Origin of the sequence: Streptomyces sp. PKU-EA00015 (genome assembly GCF_013387495.1) — a bacterium.
Taxonomy (GTDB): domain Bacteria; phylum Actinomycetota; class Actinomycetes; order Streptomycetales; family Streptomycetaceae; genus Streptomyces.
The window spans coordinates 1-14079 of the sequence record NZ_JABZEE010000062.1 but is presented as its reverse complement, the minus strand read 5'-3'; the positions used below and the strand labels follow the sequence as shown (position 1 = coordinate 14079).

Genomic DNA, 14079 nt, shown 5'->3' with positions numbered 1-14079 from the left:
CGACAGCCGCAAGTCCGCGTAAGCGCGCCGAAGCGCGCGGTCACGCACGTACGGAGCCGCGGGCCGGTCACACCAGTGGTGTGACCGGCCCGCGGCTCCGCCGTTTTGTGCTGCCGTTCCGCCGGGACGCACCTCGCACCCGGCCCGGGGTCGTGCCGCCCCGGCTGCGCCGGCCGCGGGCCGTATGCAGGGGGCGGGCAGGTCCGCATCGCGTCGGGCCCCGCCCCCCGGCTCGGGGAAAGCGCGGGGCAATGGACTCGGCGTCAGGGGGTCAGCGGGGGCCTCGGGAAATCCGGCTCGTCCGGGCGCCCCGCGCCCGGCTCGCGGATGACCTCTCCCTGGACCACCTTGCCGTCGGGGCGGTGGATCCTGACCTGCTGGAAGGCGTTGCCCAGCGTGCCCGGCGACGCCGCCCTCATCCGGCGTTCCAGCGAGCGCTCCGCGGACCGGCCGAGCCGGGTGCGCACAGGCGGCAGCAGGAGCAGCAGGCCCAGCGCGTCCGAGACCAGACCGGGCAGCATCAGCAGCAGGCCGCCGAGCATCAAAAGACCGTTGCCTTCTCCGCTGCCCGTCGGCGCGGCGGCACCCGGCTGCTGCTGCAGCGTCTGCGTGAGGTTGGTGAACGCACGGCGTCCCGCCCGCTTGATCACCAGCGTGCCGAGCACGCCCGCGCCGACCAGGAGGCCGAGGACGGCGAAGCCGCCGGCCGCTCCGGCCACGAGGGTCAGCAGCCAGATCTCGAGGACCAGCCAGGCGGCGATGCCGAGAGGAGCGAGGGTGCGGGCGCGTGAGCGCCGGGGTGCGGTCGGGGTCGGTGCGCCGGTCGTCATGCCCCCCAGTGTGCCTGGGCGTCCGCCGAAGTGGCGTAAGGAGTGGATCAGGAAGCCCCGGGCTTCCGGCCGAGCAGCCGGTTCGCCCGGCTTCCCACGCCCCAGGCCGTGACCCGCCACAGCGCCTCGACCACGATGTCCCTGTTCATCTTCGAGTCGCCCAGTTCGCGTTCGACGAAGGTGATCGGGACCTCGACGACGTGGAAGCCCGCGGCCACGGCCCGGCGCGCGAGGTCGACCTGGAAGCAGTAGCCCTGCGAGGCGACGTCGTCGAGCCCCAGACCTTGCAGCGTCTCGGCGCGGAAGGCCCGGTAGCCGCCGGTCATGTCACGGATGGGCACGCCGAGCAGCATGCGGGAGTACGTGCTGCCGCCCCGGGAGAGGAACTCACGGTGCCGGGGCCAGTTGACGACACGGCCGCCCGGCACCCAGCGCGAGCCGAGGACCAGGTCCGCGCCCTTGAGCGCGGTGAGCAGCCGGGGCAGTTCCTCCGGCTGGTGGGATCCGTCGGCGTCCATCTCGACGAGGACGCCGTAGCCGTGCTCGATGCCCCAGCGGAAGCCCGCCAGGTACGCGGCGCCGAGCCCTTCCTTGCCCTTGCGGTGCAGGACGTGCACCTGCTCGTCGGTGGCGGCGAGCTCGTCGGCGAACTTGCCCGTGCCGTCGGGGCTGTTGTCGTCGGCGACGAGGACGTCGGCGACGGGCACGGCGGCGCGCACCCGCGAGACGATCGCCTTGATGTTCTCGGCCTCGTTGTAGGTCGGGATGATCACCAGGGTCCTGCCGAGCGGGCCGTACCGCCTCCCCTGGGGTCCGCCATGGGGAACCGCACCACCGTCGTTCACTGCTGCCCCTTAAAGTCCGTACGCAGAGCCCCACCATAGCGAGCGCTCGGAGCGCACCGCGGGGTGGCGGCGGATCATGACGCAACGGATGCCGGGCAGGAGCGTCGCAGGGTCGGAACCGGCCGCCGGAGCGGGCAGCGGGCCGCCGGACGGCAGCGGATCGGACCCGGCGTCCTTCGGGCCGACCTGGGGCCCGCTGGCTGCGGGTCGACCGAGAGCCGTTGTCTACTGAACGCCGGGCCCCACCCGGGTCGCACCTGCCGACCGGCTGCAGCCTTCCCTCTGCCCCCGAGGCGCGGGCGCTGAACCTGGCTCCCAGTGGTGGTGCGCCGGTGCGGCACACCACCCCATGGCCCAGCGGCGTTCGACGACTGCGTGGAAGGTGCCGGTCGGACGTCCTGTGGTGGACCCGGCCGAACCTACCGGCCGGTGGGCGCTCGCTGTCAACAGTCGCGCCACCAGCGGGAATCGGCCGTATCACCAGGTCAGAGGCGAAGATCCGCAGGTCGAGGCCGAGCGGCCCGGGCATCGATCGGCGGTACGAAATGTCCGCACGTCACCCGTTCGGTCCCCCGAAGACGGTGTGGCCGGAGACCACCGTCCGCAGGCAGACGGGCAGGTCGTTGCCGGGCGTGAGGTCCGGCAGACCCGGGGTGCCCGAGCGGGGGTCGGTGGACCAGCGGGCCACGCGGTCGTCGGGTGCCTGGACGACGAGTTCGCCGGTGCGCCAGACCGCGTAGTCCGCCGGTGCTCCGGGCACCAGGACACCCGCGTCGTCGCGGCCGACGGCCCGCCAGCCGCCCCGCGTGTGGGCGGTGAAAGCGGCCCGGGCGGAGATGCGGTGCTCGGGGGTGCGGTGGAAGGCGGCCGCCCGGACGGTCCCCCACGGGTCCAGCGGAGTCACGGGACTGTCGGAACCGAACGCCAGGGGGACGCCGGCGCGCAGCAGCGCCGCGTACGGGTTGAGCGTGCGGGCGCGTTCGGCGCCGAGCCGCTGGGCGTACATGCCCCTCTCGCCGCCCCAGGCCGCGTCGAAGGCCGGCTGGACAGAGGCGGTGAGCCCGAACTCGGCGAAGGCGGCGATGGTTTCCGGGGTGAGCATCTCGGCGTGCTCGACGCGGTGCCGGGCGGCGCGGACGGGGGCGAGGCCCAGCTTGTCCGCCGCGGCGCGGACGCCGTCGACGACCGCGGTCAGGGCCGCGTCGCCGATGGCGTGGAACCCGGCCTGGAGGCCGGCCTCGGTACAGGCGACGACGTGGGACGCGACGGCGGCCGCGTCGAGATGGGCGGTGCCGTTGTGACCGGCGTCGGCGTACGGCTCGTGGAGGCAGGCGGTGTGCGAGCCGAGGGAACCGTCGGCGAACAGGTCGCCGGCGGCGCCCAGAGCACCCAGAGCGCGCGCCCGCTCGACGTCCCGGTCGGCCCAGTAGCCGACCACGCGCGGGCCCGGCTCGTCCCGGGCGAGCCGCAGCAGGCCGGTGAAGTCGTCCTCGGAGGAGATGTCGGGACCCCCGCATTCATGGAGGGTTCCGATGCCGAGGGATGCGGCCTGCCGGAGCGCGGCGCGCTGCGCCTCGGTGCGCTGCTGCGGGGTCAGGGCCGCGTAGGCGGCGGCGCGTACGGCGTGGTGGGCGTCGCCGGTCAGCGGTTCGCCGTCGCGGAAGCCGGCCAGGGAGCGGATGCCCGGGACGAGGTCCAGCAGGGCCGTGGTGACGACGGCGGAGTGGACGTCGATACGGGTGAGGTAGAGAGGGCGTCCGCCGGTGAGCTCGTCGAGCTCGTCGCGCCGCGGCGCACGGGCCTCGGGCCAGCGGGCGGCGTCCCAGCCGTGTCCGATCAGGATGCGGTCCGCGGGGCGGCCGTCCGCGTAGGCGCGGACGAGCGCGGCGGCCTCGGCGAGCGACGCGGCGCCGGAGAGGTCGAGGCCGGTGAGCGCGAGGCCGGTCGCCGTGGTGTGCACGTGCGCATCGGTGAACGCGGGGGTGACGAGGGCGCCTTCCAGGTCGACGACCTCGTCGACGCCGGAGGCGAAGGCGTCGGCCGCGCCCTCGGACCCCACCCAGGCGACATGTCCCTTCTCGACGACCATCGCGGTGGCGAAGGGGTCGGCGGGGCTGTGGACTTCTCCACCGCGCAGCAGCACGGTGCGGTGTTCGCTCTGGGGGGCGGTGCGCTCGGTCATGGACCAAGACTAGATACGCGGCGGGCGGGCCTCGTACGGGGTCGACAGGACGACCGTGGTGCGGCTGGAGACGCCGGCCAGGGAACGGATGCGGCTGAGCAGGTTCTCCAGTTCGAGGGGCGTGGCGACGCGCACCTTGAGGATGTAGTTCTCGTCGCCCGCAACGCTGTGGCACGCCTCGATCTCGGGGACCCCGGCGAGCCGGTCCGCGATGTCGTCGGGGGCGCTCGGGTCGAAAGGCTTCACCGAGATGAACGCGGTGAGCGGCAGGCCCACGGCCTCGGGGTCGACGACGGCGGCGTAGCCGCGGATGACGCCCCGCTGCTCCAGACGGCGGACGCGCTGGTGCACCGCCGAGGTGGACAGGCCCGTGGCCTTGCCCAGGTCGGTGTAGCTCATCCGCCCGTCCCTGACGAGCAACTCCACGATCTGACGATCCAGCTCCTCCATGCGGATCAACCTATTGCCCCGGGCCGCCTCCGGCACAGTCCACGGCGGCCGCGAGGGGGCCTCACGACACTCATGTGACGAACACCACAGGTTTGCGCCCCCGGTCCCCCGTGACCTCACGGTTACCTGCCCCGCGCGGTGGGCATTGCTTGCTGTGGTCGAGGCCATCAGCGCCTGGTCGGCCCATCCGAGGGGGAGATTCTCCATGCAGAGCGTTAAGAATGACGGCCGTACCGAACTGGAGCCCGTCGATTCGGCCGAACAGGCCGACGGCGACGAGTTCGACGCGTACGACACCTTCGAGATGTACCGGGTCGTCTGCCCGGACTGCGCCCAGCCGATCGCTCTCCTGGCGGACGAGGACGTCCTGCCGGAGCACGCGCTGTGCCCCACCCCGTGGAACCCCTTCGGACTGACGGTGTGCTCGGGCACCGGCCGTTCCGCCGGGGAGGCCCGGCCCGCGGACGAGTCGCTCGAGGTGCAGGAGCAGGACATGGCCCTGCTGCTGACGCTGCCCCAGGGTCTCGACTGGCGCACCCAGCCGTTCTCGCACGTCGGCGGTCCGGGGTCGCGGCCGCTGAAGGTGCCGCCGATGCGGCGCGCGGCCTGACTCCGCGTCCCTGAGCGCGCGGGCCGCGCTGCCGCGGCCCGCCGTCACGTCACGGCGGGGACGTCATACGTACGCCGTGGACTGGCGCTCGAACCGGCCCGGCGGTAACCCGCCGCGGGGCCCGGGCGTTGGCCCGGCATGACGCTGTACTCCACGACCGCCAAGCGCGGCCGTCGGCGGCTTCTCGTGCCCGCCCATGAAGAATCGGTTCATCACCCGGCGGATCCGCCCATCTACCGCGAGCTGCTCACGCTGTGGGCCAGCCGCGGCAGGACGCTGCCGGGGCGCCGGGATCCCGAGTGGAGCAAGCTCGCGGCGCCCCTGGCGTGGGAGGGGCGGGTCAGCGGGTCTCGGGCCCGGCCAGGTGACGGGCGATGACCATGCGCTGGATCTGGTTGGTGCCCTCGACGATCTGGAGCACCTTGGCCTCGCGCATGTAGCGCTCGACGGGGAAGTCCTGCGTGTAGCCGTAACCGCCGAGCACCTGGACGGCGTCCGTGGTGACGCTCATGGCGGCGTCGGTGCAGAACAGCTTGGCCATGGCGGCCTGCCGCGAGAACGGCCGGCCCGCGTCCCGCAGCCGCGCCGCCGCCAGGTACAGCGCCCGCCCGGCCTCGATACGCGTCGCCATGTCGGCGAGCATGAAGCGCAGTCCCTGGAAGTCGGCGATCGGGCGGCCGAACTGCTTGCGGTCCGTCGCGTACCCGACGGCCGCGTCGAGCGCGGCCTGGGCCACGCCGACGGCGCAGGCCGCGATGCCCAGGCGCCCGGAGTCCAGCGCGGAGAGCGCGATGGCGAAGCCCTGTCCCTCGTCGCCGATGCGGCGCGAGTCGGGGATGCGGACGCCGTCGAAGTGCAGCTGGGCGGTGGGCGAGCCCTTCATGCCCATCTTCTTCTCCGGCAGGGCGGCGGTCAGGCCCGGAGCGTCGCCCGGGACCAGGAACGCGGTGATGCCGCGGGCACCCTCGCCACCGGTGCGGGCGAGGACGGTGCAGAAGTCGGAGACGCCGCCGTGCGTGATCCACGCCTTGGTGCCGGTGATCACCCAGTCGTCGCCGTCGCGCACCGCCTTGGTGCGCAGCGAGGCCGCGTCGGAACCGGAGGCGGGCTCGGAGAGGCAGTACGCCCCGAGCAGGCCGCCGCCGAGCATCGCGGGCAGGTGCTCGGCGCGCTGCTCCTTGGTGCCGTAGCCGGCGAGCGCGTGACAGGCGAGGGAGTGGACGCTGACGCCGAGGCCCACGGTGAGGCGGGCGGACGCCAGCTCCTCGAGCACCTGTAGGTAGACCTCGTACGGCTGGTCGCCGCCACCGTACTCGGAGGCGTAGGGCAGGCCGAGCAGGCCGGATTCGGACAGGAGCCGGAAGACCTCGCGCGGAAAGTGCCCGGCCTCCTCCTCCTCGGCCGCGCGGGGAGCGATCTCCCGCTCGGCGATGTCGCGGACCAGGGCGATCAGGTCCCTGGCCTCCTCGGTGGGCAGCTGACGGTCCACCGGCTGCGGGGCGCGGTCGGGCATTGCGGCGCTCTCCTCCCTGTCGGGCGCTACGGCGTCGCGCCAGCAGGGTGAGGGCGCGTCGCCGGGTCTTCTGCCACGCCGATGGTGCCCTTCCGGATCACGAAAGAGGCTGGTTGGCGGCTGTTGGCGCGTTGAGTATGCCCGATCGGACGGCTCCCGTCACGAGGTGCCAGGGGAGCGCGTGCGGCGATGCCGCGATGTTGCCGGAGAGCGGCGAAACAGGTCCGCGGTCCTGACCGACGGGGGCGCGGACTAGAGCAGGCCGAGCTGGGTGATCAGCATGGCGATCACGACCACGAGCGTCCAGCCGAGGACGTGCTCCAGCACCGACGACTCGTCGTCGGGGCCTCCGGTGCGGGTGCCGAGCCGGGCGCTGTGGGCGGTGGCGGCGGTCGAAGTCATGGCGGTCTCGTTCGGTCGGTGTGCAGGTGGCGTCCCCCGGACCCCACCACAGTGCCAGCCCCTCCGGGCCCCGGGGTAGAGACGTTCGTCACGCCCCCAGGGCCCGGTCGGCCGCCTCAGTGGATGCCGACCGCCTCGAGAGCCCGGCGCTGGGCGGGGGTGGGGACGGCCGGCCAGTACACGTAGCAGACGCCGCCGGTGGCGGACACGACCTTCCCGCTCGCGTTGTAGCGCTTCGTGCGGAGCCAGATCTTCTCCCACTCGGCGCGCCGGTAGACACGCCGCACGGCCTCGTTGCTCGGCGACGCCGGATCGCCTGCGATCACGTCGCCGTCGGCGGTGAAGCCGATCACCGTCATCAGGTGCCCCGCGGTCCCGTAGCCGGCTCCGGTCAGTTCCTCCTCGAGGAACGACTGCGACGTTATGGCAGGGATGCCGGCACGGATCAGGGTCTCCAGGTCGGTGAGCGAGGAGAGCCGGGTGACCACCGCGCTCATGTCGCGGTAGGTCGCCGCGTAGGCCGCGTTGAAGGGCCAGTTGCCGCAGCCCTCGTACTGGTAGTCGTAGGTGAAGCGGGCCGCGTGGCAGACCTGCGGATCCGCGAAGTCCGGGTTCACCCAGGCCAGGTCGTCGGCGGTCGGCCCGCGCCCCCAGTACTCGATGATCATCTGGGACGAGGTGGGGCTGCACCAGGCCTCGCCGCCGTTGTCGTACTCCGGGTACTGGCCGACGTGCGTGTTCTGCGAGTACCGCGGGACCACGAGCTCGCGGGCGAGACCTGGCTCCGAGGCCGGTACCCCGAAGCGGTCCGGGATGTCCGACGCCATCGCGCCGAGGCGCCACACGGTCGGGGTGAGGCGGGTGCCGGGCCTGCGGTAGAGCGTCAGCCGCAGCCGGTACGAGGTCAGGCGCAGCCCGCTCGCCGCGTCGTCGACGGCGAAGGTGTCGGTCCAGATGCTCGCCTTGCCGTCGCTCTGGCCGTCGACGGACGTGCGGCGGATGTCCCCGTCGCCCGAGGCCCAGCGGCCCATCACGAACCAGGGCGTGTCCGTGCCGTCCGAGTAGGCGCCCGCGAGCTCCACCTGGAGCCAGGTCCCGGCGGGGGTGTGCGCGTTCCAGGAGGCGATGACCTCGGTCGCCGGCACCGCCGAGCGGTGCACCGGTGAGGTCCAGGTCGCGTACTCCCAGCGGGCACCGCGCCCGGTGTGCGGATCGGTGTGGTCGACGGTGCCCGCGGGCGTGGTGATCACGACGCCGGGGCGTCGGCCGGTGACGGCGGCGGTGCCGGCCAGGTCGCCGCAGCGCCAGTCGGTGTAGGTGGACCAGAAGCGGTTGTCGACGAGCGTGGCCGCGGCGGCGTTCCGGCCGGAGGAAGGGGCGGCGCCGGCCGGGCCGGCCATGGCCGAGGCGGTCGCCGGCCCGGCGGCGGACAGCGTTCCGGCGCTCGCGGCGGCCGCGATCGCGGCGCCCAGGACGGTTCTGCGCGAAGTAGGTCTGGCCATGGGACCCCCAAGTCAGGTGCGCGACAGTGGGCCAACTATCCCGGCTCGGGCGGGGCTTCGGCCAGCACCTCGGACCGCGTCGACCGGGGCAATATTGGTCTGGTCCACTGGCATGACCTGCGGGGGCGTCCCGGCCGCGCCGTCGCGGCTTCTACCCTTGCCCCATGGACGATCTCGGCCGGCTCGCCGCGCGGCTGCGCGCACTGGCCCCTTCGTGCGGTCCGGTGCGCCTGATCGCGGTGGACGGCCACGCCGGTTCGGGCAAGAGCACGTTCACGGCCCGGCTCGCCGCAGCGTTCGGCGGGGACGTGCCGGTGCTGCACCTGGACGACCTCGCCACGCACGAGGAGCTGTTCGCGTGGACCGGCCGGATGCTGGACGAGGTGATCGCCCCGCTGTCCCGTGGACGGACGGCGCTGTTTCACCCGTACGACTGGAACCTGAGGCGTTTTCTTCAGCCGCGTCCCCTGCCGGCGGCGCCCGTCGTCCTGGTCGAGGGTGTCGGCGCGGGAAGGCGGGCCCTGCGGCCCCACCTGGCCCGTCTCCTGTGGATGGAGCGTCCGGCCGAGGAATCCTGGGCGCGCGGCAGGCAGCGCGACGGTGCCGGGCTCGGCGCCTTCTGGGACGGCTGGACGGCGGCGGAGATGCGCCATTTCTCCGCGGATCCGTCCCGTCCGTACGCCGACATCCTGGTGCGCGAGTGTTCCGAGGGTTACGAGTGGTCAGTGGTACCTGACGGGACACCACGAACCGACGACGCGATCACCGAGGGTGATCGCCCTGGCCAGGCATACTGAGCAGTCGGGCCTCCCGCGCACGAGTGCCTCAACCCTGCTTGACCGACGAGGCGTACAGGTCTTACGTTCTCAATGTGCGGCTTTCCGGAGCCGCCGCGGACACGAAGCCCCCGGTTGTTCCCCCGTGATCGGGGGCTTCGTTCTGCCCTTCCCCCTCCCCGGCGGCACTCTTCCGGCCCTTCCGCTCACAGTGGGTCACCGGCGCCCGGTCCTTGCGGCGCTCTTAGCGCAGCTCCCGCTCGCCGGTACGATGCACCCCGGTGGGCTCAATTCCCGTCCGCGGCATGGTCGTTGCGTACGCTGCCGGTGGGCGCCCCCCTGGCTCGACAACACTGGTGCACGGTTTGTGGGGGGAGTGTGGGGGACCCTATGGACGACGGCACGCAGGGGGCACGGACTCCGGCCGAGCTCGCCTGGCTGCGCGGTGTGGACGCCTGCACCATGGGCGCCTACCCGCAGGCGGAGGAGGAGTTCCGCGCCGCTGTGCGGCTCGACCCGGGGATGGCGGACGCGTGGCTGGGGCTTCACGCCCTGCGCGTCGACACCACCACCGCCCTGCTGCGCATGTACCGCCACCGCGAACGGTTCGGCGAACAGCGCGCCCGCCACCGCCGCACGCTCAACTCCTGGTACTGGCTGGGCTGGTGGGTGCAGCCCGTGCTGGAGAGCCGGCGCGACCTCCTGCTGGCGCACGCCTCCCACTGGCTCGACGGCCGGCACGTGCCCGAGCTCGACCGGGCTCTGGCCGGGCTTCCGCCCGTGGACACCGACCCCCAGGTACGCTTCCTGCACGCCTGCCGTGCCTACCTGGTCAAGGACTGGGAGCAGCTGGTACGCCACACCGAGCCGCTGGTGGACGATCCGCTGCTGGGCATCGAGGCCGGCCTGTTCGGCGGGATGGCCCGGGTGCGGCTCGAGATGTTCAGCCAGGCGGAGCCCATGCTGTCCGCCGCGCTGATGCGCTGCCGCAGCGAGCAGCCGCAGCGCAAGGAGCTGAGGTACTGGCTGGCACGTGCCCACGAGGGCACCGGACGCAGCGCCGCGGCCATGCCGCTGTACCGGGCCGTGCACCGGATCGATCCGGCCTTCATGGACACCTCGGCACGGCTCGCGGCCATCGCGGAGTACGACGGCCTCGACGGCATCGACGGCTACGACGAGGCGGCGGGCCTGGCCGCCGTGTCGCTGACCGGCTTCGGCGCCGACGCCGTGGACGTCCAGGCCGAGGGTGAGGGCCCGGTCGCCACCGAGCGCCTGCCCGGCGACCCGGGGAGCCAGCTGACGGGGAACGGGCCGGCGCCCTCGGACGGACCCCGGCGGCGCACGACTGTGTCCCGGCAGGCCACTCCCCCGCACTTCCCGTCGGGTCCCACCGACCCGGTGCTCCTGGCCGAGGCGCTGGCGGAGCTGGAGCGCATGGTAGGCCTGGAGCCGGTGAAACGGCAGGTCAAAGCGTTGTCGGCGCAGCTGGAGATGGCCCGGTTGCGGGCCGGTCAAGGCCTTCCCGTACGACCGCCCAAGCGGCACTTCGTCTTCTCCGGCCCGTCCGGCACCGGCAAGACCACCGTGGCCCGCATCCTCGGCCGGGTGTTCTACGCGCTCGGGCTGCTCGGCGGCGACCACCTGGTGGAGGCCCAACGGGCCGACCTCGTGGGCGAGTTCCTCGGCCAGACGGCGGTGAAGGCCAATGAGCTGATCGACTCGGCGCTCGGCGGGGTGCTCTTCGTGGACGAGGCGTACAGCCTCTCCAACTCCGGTTACAGCAAGGGCGACGCGTACGGCGACGAGGCGCTGCAGGTGTTGCTCAAGCGCGCCGAGGACAACCGCGACCATCTGGTGGTCATCCTGGCGGGCTACCCCGAGGGCATGGACCGCCTGCTCGCGACCAACCCCGGCCTCTCCTCGCGTTTCACCACCCGGGTCGACTTCCCGTCCTACCGCCCGCTCGAGCTGACCGCCATCGGCGAGGTGCTGGCCGCGGAGAACGGCGACGTGTGGGACGAGGAGGCCCGTGACGAGCTGTGCTCGATCAGCGGCCATGTCGTCGAGCAGGGCTGGATCGACGAGCTGGGCAACGGCCGGTTCCTGCGCACGCTGTACGAGAAGAGCTGCGCGTACCGGGACCTGCGGCTGTCCACGTATCCGGGCACCCCGAACCGCGAGGACCTGTCGACGCTGCGGCTCCCGGATCTGATGCAGGCCTACGGGGAGGTCCTGTCGGGCCGCGGTCCTGCGGGCCGCGGTCCGCAGGAGCCTCCCCTCGGCTAGGGCGCCGCCTCCCGGTCGTACCGGGGCGCCCGGCTCAGCTCACGAGGGCCGAGTCCGCTCTGGCGGACGCCCTCGGCGCCCGAGCCGGCACCGTGACGCGGTGGGCCGGGTCGCGCACCTCGCCCACCAGCATCTCGAGCACGTCCTCCAGGGCGACGAGGCCGAGAACCCGCCCGGACTCGTCGGCGACCTGTGCCAGGTGCGTCGCCGCGCGGCGCATCACGGTGAGCGCGTCGTCGAGCGGCAGCTCGGCGCGGAGCGTCGCCATCGGCCGCCAGATGTGCTGGGGCACGGGCCGCTCGCCGTCCTCCAGGTCCAGCACGTCCTTGACGTGCAGATAGCCCATGAAGGGCCCGGTGCCCCCGGCGGAGACCGGGAACCGGGAGTAGCCCGTGCGAACGGTCAGCTCCTCCACCTGCCGCGCCGTCACCGACGGCGGCACGGTCACGAGTGCGGACCGGGCGATGAGCACCTCGCTCACCGGCCTGCTGCCCAGCTCCAGCGCGTCCTCCAGACGCTCCTGCTCCGCGGGCGCCAGCAGTCCGGCCTGCCCCGCGTCCTCGACGAGCTGTCCCAGCTGGTCGCTGGTGAAGACGGCCTCCACCTCGTCCTTCGGCTCGACCCGGAAGACGCGCAGCACCAGCTTGGCGCAGGCGCCGAGCCCGGCCGTCACCGGACGGCACAGCCGGGCGAAACCGACGAGGCCGGGGCTGAGCCACAGCGCCGTCCGCTCGGGTGCGGCCATGGCCAGGTTCTTCGGCAGCATCTCGCCGATGACGAGGTGCAGGAAGACGACGACCGCCAGCGCGATCACGTAGCCGAGAGGGTGGATCAGCCCCTCGGGAACACGGGCCGCGTGGAAGGCGGGCTCCAGGAGGTGCGCGACGGTCGGTTCGGCGACTGCGCCGAGGGTGAGCGAGCAGACGGTGATGCCGAACTGGGCCGCCGCCATCATCTGCGGCAGGTTCTCCAGCCCGTGCAGGACCTGCCGCGCCCGCCCCGAGCCGTCGGCGGCGAGCGGTTCGATCTGGCTGCGGCGTACGGAGACGAGGGCGAACTCGGCGCCGACGAAGAAACCGTTCGCCAGGACCAGGAGCAGGGCGAACAGCAGTTGGAGGGCGCTCATCGGGCGGCCTCCGTCAGCACCGGTACGTCGGCGGTGCGCACGAGGCGCACGCGCTCGGCGCGGTAGCGGTCGACCTGACGCACCGCGAGGCGCCAGCCGGGCAGTTCGGCCCGGTCGCCGGGGACGGGGATGCGCCCCAGCAGGTCGGCGACGAGGCCGGCGACGGTCTCGTACGGGCCGTCGGGCACGTCGAGACCTATCCGGCGCAGGGTGAGGACCCGGCAGCTTCCGTCGGCCTCCCAGGCCGGCCTGCCGTCCTCGGGCGCGACGGGCATGAGCTCGGGCCGGGCGTCGGCCTCGGCGTCGTGCTCGTCGCGGACCTCGCCGACCAGTTCCTCGACGATGTCCTCGAGGGTGACCACGCCGGCCGTGCCGCCGTACTCGTCGACGACGACGGCCATCGGCTGTTCGCTGCGCAGCCGTTCGAGGAGCTGCTGCACGGGCAGCGTCTCGGGAACGAGCAGCGGCGGTACGGCGATACGGGACACCCGCACGCGCCGGCGCTCCTCGGCCCGGACCGCGAGCGCGTCCTTGAGGTGCACCATTCCGACGATCTCGTCGATGCGCTCGTGGTAGACGGGGAACCGGGAAAGGCCCGTGGCACGCGTGAGGTTGAGGACGTCGGCGGCGGTGGCGTCCGACTGGAGCGCGCTCACCTTCACCCGCGGCGTCATGACGTGCTGGGCCGTCAGGTGGCCCAGGGACAGGGTCCGTACGAACAGGTCCGCGGTGTCCTGCTCCAGCGCGCCGGCCCGAGCCGAGTGACGGGCGAGGGACACCAGTTCGCCCGGGGTGCGGGCGGAGGCCAGCTCCTCGGCGGGCTCGACGCCGAAGAGCCGTACGAGACGGTTCGCCGCGGCGTTGAGCAGGGTGATCACGGGGCGGAAGACGGCCGAGAACAGCGTCTGCGGGCCGGCGACGAAGCGCGCCACCTGCAAGGGCCGGGACACCGCCCAGTTCTTGGGGACGAGTTCGCCGATGACCATCTGGACGGCCGAGGCGAGCAGCATGCCGATCACCACGGCGACGCCGGGGACGACGCCGTCGGGCAGTCCGGTGGCGGTAAGCGGTCCGTCGAGCAGCTGGGCGAGCGCCGGCTGCGCGAGCATGCCGACGACCAGAGAGGTGATGGTGATGCCGAGCTGGGTGCCGGAGAGCTGGAACGAGAGCTGCCGCAGAGCGGCGACGACCCGGCGGGCGCGCTTGTCGCCTTCGGCGGCGGCACGCTCGGCGTCGGGCCGCTCCACGGTGACGAGGCCGAACTCGGCCGCCACGAAGAAGCCGTTGGCGAGGATGAGAAGGAACGCTGCGGCGAGCAGCAGAAGCGGGATGATCATGCCGCCGCCTCCTGTGAGGGGGCGGCGCAGGTACTACCGGACGATCCGTCCATTGCCGGAGGGAGTCACTCCTCGGGTCGTAGGAAAGCCCCGCCGGCCGCTTGGGGCCGCATGCTGCGGGGCGGGGCGCACCTGGCGCCGCCGCCCACCAGAGTAATCAAGCCGGCGGCGGCGGGGACAGTTGTGTGGGCTAGGCAGTTTCGTTTGGATCATCGGT

Annotated in this window: 12 protein-coding genes; 3 read left to right on the top strand and 9 right to left on the bottom strand. The window is 73.0% G+C overall.

Translation table 11 applies throughout. The annotated features are described in order from the left end of the window. Window positions 1-263: 263 nt before the first annotated feature. From fxsA to HW130_RS30905, 4 genes are all read right to left on the bottom strand, one after another. Window positions 264-830 carry an FxsA family membrane protein gene (gene fxsA / locus HW130_RS30920; protein WP_177153078.1) on the bottom strand — a complete coding sequence of 189 codons (567 nt, stop codon included), beginning with the start codon at window positions 828-830 and terminating at the stop codon, window positions 264-266. A 47-nt stretch (window positions 831-877) separates the two neighbouring features. After that, the gene (locus HW130_RS30915; protein WP_177153077.1) at window positions 878-1675 is read right to left on the bottom strand and encodes a polyprenol monophosphomannose synthase; all 798 of its coding nucleotides are present in this window, start codon (window positions 1673-1675) and stop codon (window positions 878-880) included. A gap of 556 nt (window positions 1676-2231) precedes the next feature. Further along, the gene (locus tag HW130_RS30910; RefSeq protein WP_177153076.1) at window positions 2232-3857 is read right to left on the bottom strand and encodes an amidohydrolase; all 1626 of its coding nucleotides are present in this window, start codon (window positions 3855-3857) and stop codon (window positions 2232-2234) included. Window positions 3858-3866: 9 nt separating this feature from the next. Continuing rightward, window positions 3867-4307, bottom strand: coding sequence for an Lrp/AsnC family transcriptional regulator (locus HW130_RS30905; RefSeq protein ID WP_177153075.1), 441 nt, complete (start codon window positions 4305-4307; stop codon window positions 3867-3869). Between the two features lie 205 nt (window positions 4308-4512). Here HW130_RS30905 and HW130_RS30900 point away from each other — a divergent pair, with 205 nt between their 5' ends. Further along, the gene (locus tag HW130_RS30900; protein WP_177153074.1) at window positions 4513-4917 is read left to right on the top strand and encodes a hypothetical protein; all 405 of its coding nucleotides are present in this window, start codon (window positions 4513-4515) and stop codon (window positions 4915-4917) included. 340 nt (window positions 4918-5257) lie between these two features. Here the strand turns inward: HW130_RS30900 and HW130_RS30895 are convergent, their stop codons facing one another. The 3 genes from HW130_RS30895 to HW130_RS30885 form a co-directional block, all read right to left on the bottom strand. Continuing rightward, on the bottom strand, window positions 5258-6430 hold the full coding sequence (locus HW130_RS30895) for an acyl-CoA dehydrogenase family protein (RefSeq protein WP_177153073.1): 1173 nt from the start codon (window positions 6428-6430) through the stop codon (window positions 5258-5260). Window positions 6431-6682: 252 nt separating this feature from the next. Further along, window positions 6683-6832 carry an SCO1431 family membrane protein gene (locus HW130_RS30890; protein ID WP_177153072.1) on the bottom strand — a complete coding sequence of 50 codons (150 nt, stop codon included), beginning with the start codon at window positions 6830-6832 and terminating at the stop codon, window positions 6683-6685. Between the two features lie 116 nt (window positions 6833-6948). Next, entirely contained in the window at window positions 6949-8334 is a 1386-nt protein-coding gene (locus tag HW130_RS30885; protein ID WP_177153071.1) for a peptidase C39 family protein, read from the bottom strand. A 164-nt stretch (window positions 8335-8498) separates the two neighbouring features. Here HW130_RS30885 and HW130_RS30880 point away from each other — a divergent pair, with 164 nt between their 5' ends. Beyond that, window positions 8499-9131, top strand: a complete 633-nt coding sequence (locus tag HW130_RS30880) for a uridine kinase (protein ID WP_177153070.1) — start codon at window positions 8499-8501, stop codon at window positions 9129-9131. Between the two features lie 369 nt (window positions 9132-9500). Further along, window positions 9501-11399 carry an AAA family ATPase gene (locus HW130_RS30875; protein ID WP_177153069.1) on the top strand — a complete coding sequence of 633 codons (1899 nt, stop codon included), beginning with the start codon at window positions 9501-9503 and terminating at the stop codon, window positions 11397-11399. 34 nt (window positions 11400-11433) lie between these two features. Here the strand turns inward: HW130_RS30875 and HW130_RS30870 are convergent, their stop codons facing one another. Together HW130_RS30870 and HW130_RS30865 are read right to left on the bottom strand one after the other, a co-directional pair. Then, a complete protein-coding gene (locus tag HW130_RS30870) occupies window positions 11434-12525 on the bottom strand; it encodes a hemolysin family protein (RefSeq protein ID WP_177153068.1) in 1092 nt (363 codons plus the stop codon). Continuing rightward, entirely contained in the window at window positions 12522-13862 is a 1341-nt protein-coding gene (locus HW130_RS30865; protein ID WP_177153067.1) for a hemolysin family protein, read from the bottom strand. The genes HW130_RS30870 and HW130_RS30865 overlap by 4 nt, the downstream gene beginning before the upstream one ends. Window positions 13863-14079 lie beyond the last annotated feature (217 nt).

Bases quoted from the DNA above. Each gene is read 5' to 3' on its own strand.
- HW130_RS30890 (WP_177153072.1), bottom strand. From the start codon at position 6,832: ATGACTTCGACCGCCGCCACCGCCCACAGCGCCCGGCTCGGCACCCGC.
- HW130_RS30910 (WP_177153076.1), bottom strand. From the start codon at position 3,857: ATGACCGAGCGCACCGCCCCCCAGAGCGAACACCGCACCGTGCTGCTG.
- HW130_RS30880 (WP_177153070.1), top strand. From the start codon at position 8,499: ATGGACGATCTCGGCCGGCTCGCCGCGCGGCTGCGCGCACTGGCCCCT.
- HW130_RS30865 (WP_177153067.1), bottom strand. From the start codon at position 13,862: ATGATCATCCCGCTTCTGCTGCTCGCCGCAGCGTTCCTTCTCATCCTC.
- HW130_RS30900 (WP_177153074.1), top strand. From the start codon at position 4,513: ATGCAGAGCGTTAAGAATGACGGCCGTACCGAACTGGAGCCCGTCGAT.
- fxsA (WP_177153078.1), bottom strand. From the start codon at position 830: ATGACGACCGGCGCACCGACCCCGACCGCACCCCGGCGCTCACGCGCC.
- HW130_RS30870 (WP_177153068.1), bottom strand. From the start codon at position 12,525: ATGAGCGCCCTCCAACTGCTGTTCGCCCTGCTCCTGGTCCTGGCGAAC.
- HW130_RS30875 (WP_177153069.1), top strand. From the start codon at position 9,501: ATGGACGACGGCACGCAGGGGGCACGGACTCCGGCCGAGCTCGCCTGG.
- HW130_RS30905 (WP_177153075.1), bottom strand. From the start codon at position 4,307: ATGGAGGAGCTGGATCGTCAGATCGTGGAGTTGCTCGTCAGGGACGGG.
- HW130_RS30885 (WP_177153071.1), bottom strand. From the start codon at position 8,334: ATGGCCAGACCTACTTCGCGCAGAACCGTCCTGGGCGCCGCGATCGCG.
- HW130_RS30895 (WP_177153073.1), bottom strand. From the start codon at position 6,430: ATGCCCGACCGCGCCCCGCAGCCGGTGGACCGTCAGCTGCCCACCGAG.